7 protein-coding genes are annotated in these 8301 nt (G+C 70.1%); 2 read left to right on the top strand and 5 right to left on the bottom strand.

Annotated elements, in window-relative coordinates:
• Nucleotides 1-150 precede the first annotated feature (150 nt).
• From F8274_RS28795 to F8274_RS28775, 5 genes are all read right to left on the bottom strand, one after another.
• Nucleotides 151-1179: an ABC transporter ATP-binding protein gene (locus F8274_RS28795; RefSeq protein ID WP_151465502.1), complete on the bottom strand. Its 1029-nt coding sequence runs from the start codon at nt 1177-1179 to the stop codon at nt 151-153.
• Nucleotides 1163-2200 (bottom strand): ABC transporter ATP-binding protein, encoded by a 1038-nt coding sequence (locus F8274_RS28790; protein ID WP_151465501.1) that lies wholly within the window; start codon nt 2198-2200, stop codon nt 1163-1165. The genes F8274_RS28795 and F8274_RS28790 overlap by 17 nt, the downstream gene beginning before the upstream one ends.
• A gap of 7 nt (nt 2201-2207) precedes the next feature.
• Nucleotides 2208-3164 (bottom strand): ABC transporter permease, encoded by a 957-nt coding sequence (locus tag F8274_RS28785; protein WP_151465500.1) that lies wholly within the window; start codon nt 3162-3164, stop codon nt 2208-2210.
• A gap of 72 nt (nt 3165-3236) precedes the next feature.
• Complete coding sequence (locus F8274_RS28780) at nt 3237-4175, bottom strand: ABC transporter permease (RefSeq protein ID WP_151465499.1); 939 nt, start codon at nt 4173-4175, stop codon at nt 3237-3239.
• Nucleotides 4176-4321: 146 nt separating this feature from the next.
• Nucleotides 4322-5929, bottom strand: a complete 1608-nt coding sequence (locus tag F8274_RS28775) for an ABC transporter substrate-binding protein (protein ID WP_151465498.1) — start codon at nt 5927-5929, stop codon at nt 4322-4324.
• A 412-nt stretch (nt 5930-6341) separates the two neighbouring features.
• Between F8274_RS28775 and F8274_RS28770 the strand changes: the two genes are divergently transcribed.
• On the top strand, nt 6342-7205 hold the full coding sequence (locus F8274_RS28770) for a bifunctional methylenetetrahydrofolate dehydrogenase/methenyltetrahydrofolate cyclohydrolase (RefSeq protein WP_151465497.1): 864 nt from the start codon (nt 6342-6344) through the stop codon (nt 7203-7205).
• Nucleotides 7206-7305: 100 nt separating this feature from the next.
• A complete protein-coding gene (gene mdh, locus F8274_RS28765; RefSeq protein ID WP_151465496.1) occupies nt 7306-8256 on the top strand; it encodes a malate dehydrogenase in 951 nt (316 codons plus the stop codon).
• Nucleotides 8257-8301 lie beyond the last annotated feature (45 nt).

Genomic DNA, 8301 nt, shown 5'->3' with positions numbered 1-8301 from the left:
AGATCCCGGTGTCGCCCCGGCGGCACCGCGGCCGACCCTGGCGTCCCGTCCGATGACGACACGGGGACGCCTTCCGCCCCGCCGCGCACGCCGCCGCCCGGTGGCCCCGTGCCCCCTTCCTCCGGGGCACGGGGCTGCGGGATCGACGGGTCAGGCGCCGGGGCGTACCTCGGCGAAGTGGCAGGCCGAGGGGTGCGGGTCGGCCGCGCGGAGCACCGCGTGCGGCTCCTGGGTGGCGCAGACCTCCTGCGCCTTCCAGCAGCGGGTGCGGAACCGGCAGCCCGAGGGCGGGTCGGCCGGGCTGGGCACGTCGCCGGTGAGCCGGATGATGGTGCGTTCCTCGCGGGCGTCCGGGTCGGGCACCGGCACCGCGGACAGCAGCGCCTGGGTGTACGGGTGGGTGGCCCGCTCGTAGATCTCCTCCTCGGTGCCGATCTCCACGATCTTGCCGAGGTACATGACCGCGACCCGGTCCGCGATGTGCCGGACCACCGACAGGTCGTGCGCGATGAAGATGTACGACAGCCCGAACTCGTCCTGGAGCTGCTCCAGCAGGTTGATGACCTGGGCCTGGATGGAGACGTCCAGGGCGGAGACCGGCTCGTCGCAGACGATCACCTCGGGGCGCAGGGCGAGCGCCCGGGCGATGCCGATGCGCTGCCGCTGGCCGCCGGAGAACTGGTGCGGGTAGCGGTTGATGTGCTCGGGGTTGAGACCGACCACGTCCAGCAGCTCCTGCACCCGCCGCTGCCGGCTGCCCTTCGGCGCCGCCTCCGGGTGGATCTGGAACGGCTCGCCGATGATGTCGCCGACAGTCATGCGCGGGTTCAGCGAGGTGTACGGGTCCTGCATCACCATCTGCATGTTGCGGCGCAGCCGGCGCAGCTCCGAGCCGGACGCCTTCAACAGGTCCCGGCCCTCCAGGGTGGCCCGGCCCGAGGTCGGCGTCTCCAGGCGCATGAGCAGCCGGGCCAGCGTGGACTTGCCGCAGCCGGACTCGCCGACCACGCCGAGTGTCTCGCCGCGGCGCAGCTCGAAGCTGACCCCGTCGACCGCCTTGACCGCGCCGATCTGCTTCTGGAACAGCACGCCCCGGTTGATCGGGAAGTGCTTCACCAGGTTGTCGACGGAGAGGATCGTCTCGCCGCGGACCTTCGTCGGGCTAGCGGGCGCTGTCATCACGGACCTCCTGCGCGAAGTGGCACGCGCTGGTCCGGCCGTCGCCGAGGACCAGGTCGTGCGGCACCACGTCCACGCAGACCTGCTGCACGTACGGGCACCGGGGGTGGAACGGGCAGCCGGAGGGAATCCGCATGAGGTTCGGCGGCAACCCCTTGATCGTCGACAGCGCCTGGCCGCGGACGTCCATGCGCGGGATCGACTCCAGCAACCCCTTGGTGTACGGGTGGGCCGGCGCCCGGTACAGCGAGCGCACGTCGGCGTGCTCGACGATCCGGCCGGCGTACATGACGGCGATGCGGTCCGCGACGCCGGCGACCACGCCGAGGTCGTGGGTGATCAGGATCATCGCCATGTTCAGGTCGCGGCGCAGGTCGGCCAGCAGGTCCATGATCTGGGCCTGCACGGTGACGTCGAGCGCCGTGGTCGGCTCGTCGGCGATGAGCACCTTCGGGTCGAGGGCGAGCGCCATGGCGATCATGACGCGCTGCCGCATGCCCCCGGAGAACTGGTGCGGGTAGTCGCCGAGGCGCTTCGCCGCGGCCGGGATCTTCACGAGGTCCATGAGCTCGACGGCCCGCCGGCGGGCGTCGCCCCGGGACATCCCCTCGCGCTGGCGCAGCGTCTCGCCGATCTGCCAGCCGACCGGGAAGACCGGGTTCAACGCGGAGAGCGCGTCCTGGAAGATCATCGCGATCTCCTTGCCGCGCACCTGCCGGCGCTGCTCCTCGGACTGCGTCAGCAGGTCCCGGCCCTGGTAGAGGATCTGGCCGGAGCGGACGTGCGCCGGGGGCGTGTCCAGGATGCCCATGATCGCCTGGGCGGTGACCGACTTGCCGGAGCCGGACTCCCCGAGCACGGCCAGGGTCTCGCCCGCGTCGAGGTGGTAGGTCACCCCGTTGATCACCTTGGCCACGCCCTCGGTCGTGCGGAACTCGACGTGCAGGTCCCGTACCTCGAGCAGGTGGCCGCCGGGCGGGGTGGGGGAGGCCGGCGTGGGCCGGACCGCGGACTGGGTCATGAGGTTCTCACCGCAGCTTCGGGTCGAAGGCGTCGCGGATCGCGTCGCCCAGCATGATGAAGGCGAGCACGGTCAGCGCCAGGAAGGCGGACGGCACGATCAGCGGGGTCGCCGACTCGCGCATGTGGATGCGGCCGGTGTCGATGTCCTGGCCCCAGGAGATGGTCGGGGCCTTCAGGCCGATGCCGAGGAAGCTCAGCGTCGCCTCGGCGGCGATGAAGGAGCCGAGCGCGATGGTGAGCACCACGATCGCCGGGGCGAGCGCGTTCGGCAGGATGTGCCGCCACATGATCCGGCCGTTGCTGGCGCCGAGCATGCGGGCCGCCGCGACGTAGTCCTGCTCCTTCGCGGTGATCACCGAGGAGCGGACGACCCGCGCCGCGGTGGTCCAGCCGAGCACCGCCAGCACGAAGATCACCGCGAACAGCCGGACGTTGTCGCTGCTGGTGCTCAGCCGCTTGAGCAGCACGATCGCGGCGAGCAGCAGCGGGATGCCGAGCACGATGTCGATCACGCGGGAGAGCACCGCGTCCACCCAGCCGCCGAAGTAGCCGGCGAGCATGCCGACGACCAGCGCGATCACGCCGGTGACCAGCGCGGCGAGCGCACCGACCAGCAGCGAGGCCCGGGTGCCGTAGACCGCCCGGGCGTAGACGTCGCAGCCCTGGAAGTCGTACCCGAGGATGGCCCCGCCGGACGGCGCGGCGTGCTGCCGGGAGAGCAGGCAGTCGCGCGGGTCGTTGGCCGTGAACAGCGACGGCACCGCGGCCATCGCGGTGATCAGCACGACCAGGCCCAGGCTGACCCAGAAGATCGGGTTGCGGCGCAGGTCCCGCCAGGCGTCGCCGGCCAGGCTGCGCGGCTTCTGCGGCTCGCCGACCCGGTTGGGCGTGCCGGGCTCGCCGGACACACCCCGCCGCGCGGCCTGGTCCTCCGTGGCCGCCACCGTCTCGAAATCACTCATGCCCGCACCTCGCTCGGCTCGGCGCGGTCATGAGCGGCCCGGCACACTGCGCTGACGATTCGTTCGCTGCGCTCACTCATAGCGGATCCTCGGGTCGAGTACGGCGTAGAGCACGTCCACCACCAGGTTGGAGATCAGGTAGACCACGACGAGCACGCTCACGATGCCGACCACCAGTGGGCCGTCCTCGGTGCGGATGCCGCGGAAGAGGTTGAAGCCCACGCCGGGGATGTTGAACACGCCCTCGGTGATGATCGCGCCGCTCATCAGGTTGCCCAGCTCGACGCCGAGGAAGGTGACCACCGGGATGAGCGAGTTGCGCAGCACGTGCACGCTGACGATCCGGCGCTTGACCAGGCCCTTCGACCGGGCGGTCCGGACGTAGTCGGCGCGCAGGTTCTCCGCTACCGAGGTGCGGGTCAGCCGCAGGGCGGTGGCCAGCGACAGCGAGCCGAGCACGATGCCGGGCAGCAGCAGCGCGTAGAAGCTCGGTTGGGTTCCGGCGGTGGGCGGGAAGAGCTGCCACTTGACGCCGAGGAAGTACTGCGCGAGCGGCGCCAGGACGATGGTCGGGATGCCCAGCACCAGCAGGGTGAGCACCAGCGTCGCGTTGTCGAAGATGCCGGCCCGGCGGATGCCGGCGATGACGCCGGCCGTGACGCCGAAGACGATGGCCACGGCGAGCGCGATGAGCGCCAGCCGCACCGTGACGGGCCAGGCCTGCTGGAGGATGTCGCCGATCTGCCGGCCGGTGAGCGACTGGCCCAGGTCGCCCTGGAGCAGGTTCTTGACGTAGTCGAGGTAACGGTAGAAGAAGCCGCCCACGCCGGTCTGGTCCAGGTGGTACTTCTCCGTGAGGTATGCCCGCTGGGCTGCCGTCACCGGCCGCTCCCCGGCGAGGGCCTGGATCGGGTCGCCCTGCCCGGCGAACATCAGCGCGTAGACGATCAGCGTGGTCCCGAAGAACGCGAGGACCATCTGCAGGAGGCGCCGCAGGATGAAGCGGAACATGCTGTCCAGTCTCTCCGGAAAAACGCGAATGGGGCGCGGGATGACATCTCTGGCGTACCGGAAGTTGGCCGCCGTTGCCCTCCGGCCCGGGGGGCCACGTGCTCGGGCCACCCGGATCGCTCCGGGTGGCCCGTGCCGTGGTCAGCTCAGCTGGCCGCCTCGATCTTGACGAGGTTGACCCGCTGGAACAGGTCCATCTGGACGTTCTGGACCTTGCTGGAGTGCCCGTACACGTTCTCGCCGAAGCGGAGCGGGATCACCGGCATGTCCTTGGCCAGGATGTCCTCGGCCTGCTGGTACTTCTTGATCGCCTCTTCCTCGGTGGGCGCGGCAGCGCCCTCCTTGACCAGGCGGTCGAACTCGGGGTTGCTGTAGCCGTAGTAGTTCGAGGAACCGTTGGTGCTGTACAGCGGGCCGAGGTAGTCCTCCATGGACGGGTAGTCCATGACCCAGCCCATCCGGAACAGACCCACCGGCTGCTTCTTCTCGACCTTGGTCAGCAGGTCGGCGAACTTCGGCTCGGCGGAGCCGACGCAGTCGACGCCCAGGTTGGCCTTGAGCTGGTTGCAGGTCGCGTCCACCCAGTCCTTGTGACCGCCGTCCCCGTTGTAGGAGATGGTGATCTTCGACGGGCCGCCGGCGGCCTGGTAGAGCTTCTTGGCCTCGGCCGGGTTGAACTGGCCCGCGGCACCCGTGGTGTTGTCCCGGTAGCCCGGCAGGACCGGCGAGACGAACGAGCGGGCCGACTGCTGCGAACCCTTGAAGATCGACTTGGTGATCTCGTCACGGTCGATCGCCATCGAGATCGCCTTGCGCACGTCCGGCTTGCTGTAGTCCTTCTCGAACGTGGGGAAGGCCAGGAACTGGAACGACGACATGGGGCTGGTCTGGTAGTTGTCGCCCAGGTCGCTCGGCGCGGTGCTCAGGTTCTCGGTCGGGATCGTCGGCAGCACGTCGAGGTTGTCCGACTGCAGGTCCGAGTACGCCGCGGTGAGCTGCTGGTACACCCGGAACTCGACGTCCTTCACCTTGGGCTTCTCGCCCGGGTACGCGTCGTACCGCTCGACGTCGAGCTTGCTGTCGTGCTGCCAGGTGCCCTTCATCTTGAACGGACCCTGGCCGATCGGCGCCTGCTCGTACGCGTCGTTGAGCACGCCCGGCGCGGAGAACGCGGCCTCCGGCAGCGGGTAGAACGCGGTGTAGCCGAGCATGGACTTGAAGTCGATGTACGGCTCGGCAAGCGTCACCTGGAAGGACAGGTCGTCCAGCTTCTTCAGGCCGGACATCGTCTTGGCCTTCGGCTTCTCGCCCTGCAGGTCCTGGTAGCCCGCGATCTTCTCGAAGAAGTAGCTGGCGCCCTGGCCGTTGGGCGCGTACGCGCCGTAGTTCCAGGCGTTGATGTAGTCGTCGGACGTGACCTTCTCGCCGTTGTGGAAGGTGAACCCGTCCTTGAGCGCGATCGTCCAGACCTTGTTGTTGTCGGACGGCGTCACCGACTTGGCCGCGACCTCGTACGGCTTGTTCTGCGCGTCGTAGTCGACGAGCGGGCTGAACAGGCCGGCGAGCACCTGCGAGCCGGACGTTTCGGTGGTGTTGGTCGGAACCAGGTGCTGCGGCTCGGAAATCTGGATACTGACCGCCGCGTCCTGGCCGCCGCCACTCGATCCGCCGTCCCCGCCGCTGCCGCAGGCCGCCAGGCCCAGCGTCACCACGAGCGGGAGGGCGGTCCAGGCGGCGAGTCTACGAACCCGCATGAACTCTCCTCATCTCCTCACGCTGCGCAGTCAGGCCCGGCGCTGGGTGACGCTACGCAACGAGCGGTAACGGTAGGTCGCGATCCGCCCCGTCGACAACGACCGCGTTGCGAACCCATAACGGAACGTGCCGCCGGGGGTGGTCGGCACCTGGCCGGCGTGCTACAGAAATGGCCCCTCGGTGAGCCGGCCAGGACTTTCGCACCGCCCGGCCGCGCCTTCCGGTGGGGTCGCGGTGTGCTCGGGGGGATGCGCCGGCCCTGTCCGCTCCATCCCGTCCGGTGCCCGCCCGTCCGTTCCGGCGTGTGGTGCGCTCCACATTTGGTGACTGTCCGTGACTTAACCCACGTCACGGTTCGTCACCCTTCGCCGTCGTCGGCCGGCCGGGCCCGGGGCGTGAGACGATCCAGTCGTGACGGCGACCATCCTGGACGGCAAGGCGACCGCGGCGGAGATCAAGGACGAACTGCGGGCACGGGTCAAGGCGCTGGCGGAGCGCGGCATCACGCCCGGGCTCGGCACGGTCCTCGTGGGCGAGGACCCCGGCTCGCAGGCGTACGTCAACGGCAAGCACCGCGACTGCGCCGAGGTGGGCATCGCCTCGATCCGTCGCGAGCTGCCGGCCGACGCCACCCAGGAGCAGCTCGACGCGGTGCTGACCGAGCTGAACGCCGACCCGGGCTGCCACGGCTACATCGTCCAGCTGCCCCTCCCGGCCCACCTGGACACCCAGCGGGCGCTGGAGATGATCGACCCGGACAAGGACGCCGACGGCCTGCACCCGGTCAACCTGGGCCGGCTGGTGCTCGGCTACGACGCCCCGCTGCCCTGCACCCCGCGCGGCATCGTCGAGCTGCTCCGCCGGCACGACGTGCCGCTGCGCGGCGCGAAGGTCGCGCTGGTCGGCCGGGGCAACACCGTGGGCCGGCCGCTCGGCCTGCTGCTCACCCGGCGCAGCGAGAACGCCACCGTGACGCTCTGCCACACCGGCACCCTGGACCTCGCGGCGCAGACCCGCGACGCCGACATCGTGATCGTCGCGGCCGGCGTGCCGGGGCTGCTCACGGTCGACATGGTCAACCCCGGCGCGACCGTGGTCGACGTGGGCATCACCCGGGTGATCGGGGCCGACGGCAAGGGGCGCTACACGGGCGACGTCGACCCGGAGGTGGCCGAGGTGGCCGGCAAGCTGGTGCCGATGCCGGGCGGGGTCGGCCCGATGACCCGGGCCATGCTGCTGACCAACGTCGTCGAGCGGGCCGAGCGGCAGGGCTGAGCCGCCCAGGCATGTCATAACCGTCCGCCCCTGGCCCGATCGGTGCCAGGATGGCTGATACGGTCCGGAAAACCGACTGGTATCAGGGAGTGGGACGACCATGGGTAAGAAGGTCACTGTCGTCGGGGCCGGCTTCTACGGCTCCACCACCGCACAGCGCCTGGCCGAGTACGACGTCTTCGACACCGTCGTGATCACCGACATCGTGGAGGGCAAGCCGGCGGGTCTCGCGCTGGACCTCAACCAGTCCCGCGCCGTCGAGGGCTTCGAGACCAAGGTCGTCGGCGTCACCACCGGGCCGAACGGCGAGGGCTACGAGGCCATCGAGGGTTCCGACGTCGTCGTCATCACCGCCGGCCTGCCCCGCAAGCCGGGCATGAGCCGCATGGACCTGCTGGAGACCAACGCCAAGATCGTGCGTCAGGTCGCCGAGAACGTCGCCAAGTACGCCCCGAACGCCGTCGTCATCGTCGTCTCCAACCCGCTCGACGAGATGACCGCGCTGGCCCAGCTCGCCACCCAGTTCCCGAAGAATCGGGTGCTCGGCCAAGCCGGCATGCTGGACACCGCCCGCTTCACCAACTTCGTGGCCGAGGCGCTGAACGTCCCGGTGAAGTCGGTGAAGACCCTGACCCTGGGCTCGCACGGCGACACCATGGTGCCGGTCCCGTCGAAGAGCACCGTGGACGGCAAGCCGCTGCGCGAGGCCATGCCGGCCGAGCAGATCGAGGAGCTGGTCGTCAAGACCCGCAACGGGGGCGCCGAGGTCGTGGCGCTGCTGAAGACCGGCTCGGCCTACTACGCCCCGTCGGCCGCCGCCGCCCGGATGGCCAAGGCCGTCGCCGAGGACTCCGGCGACGTCATGCCGGTCTGCGCCTGGGTCGACGGGCAGTACGGCATCTCCGGCGTCTACCTGGGCGTCGAGGCCCAGATCGGCGCCGAGGGCGTCAAGCGGGTCGTCGAGACCGACCTGGACGCCGACGAGCTGGCCGCCCTGAAGGAGGCCGCCGAGGCCGTCCGCGCGAAGCAGGCCGACGTCGCCTCCATGTGACCCGAAAACACCCGCGAAGGGCGGGCCGGCTGACGCCGGCCCGCC

The organism is Micromonospora sp. AMSO31t, assembly GCF_008868175.1.
Classification (GTDB): Bacteria; Actinomycetota; Actinomycetes; order Mycobacteriales; family Micromonosporaceae; genus Micromonospora.
This window is presented reverse-complemented; position numbering and strand designations above follow the sequence as displayed.